This is a genomic window from Adlercreutzia sp. DFI.6.23 (assembly GCF_024462535.1).
Classification (GTDB): domain Bacteria; phylum Actinomycetota; class Coriobacteriia; order Coriobacteriales; family Eggerthellaceae; genus Adlercreutzia; species Adlercreutzia rubneri.
The window spans coordinates 1-429 of record NZ_JANGBP010000108.1 but is presented as its reverse complement, the minus strand read 5'-3'; the positions used below and the strand labels follow the sequence as shown (position 1 = coordinate 429).

The 429-nt window shown below is 65.5% G+C and carries 1 protein-coding gene; it reads right to left on the bottom strand.

The features are described from left to right. Window positions 1-23: 23 nt before the first annotated feature. On the bottom strand, window positions 24-429 hold a 406-nt coding region (locus NE591_RS12550; protein ID WP_256156779.1), incomplete at its 5' end, for a DUF5685 family protein.

Here is a 429-nt window from a genome sequence, read left to right as displayed (position 1 = left end):
GTCAGCGCGGTTGCGCGCGTCGGTCAGTTTCGAGGGGGTTCGCTCTGCGGGCTCACTTCATTTTGCGCGAGGGCGTCTTGGGGCGGATAGGCTTTGTTGAACTGGGCCCAGACGCCGGAATACAGAATGGCGTCCATGAGATGCGCGTCTTGCACCAGCGGCAAACGCTCGTAGGGCGCAGCCGCGTCGGCGGCAGCGAGGGACAGCGTGGCGCGCATGGCCTCGGCATCGGAGCCGAGCGTCACGAAGGGATTGTAGCTGCCCGAAGCGGCGTCGTCGTTGAAATCGACAGCGGCATCCATCAGGTAGATGAAGCGCCCGAGGCCACGCCCCAGCTCTTCCATTGCTTCGGTCCAGAATCCCTGGTTGTGGGCGAACAGCCGCCCGAGCATGCGCCCGAACTCGCGGGCTGCGGCATCGGGGTCGAAC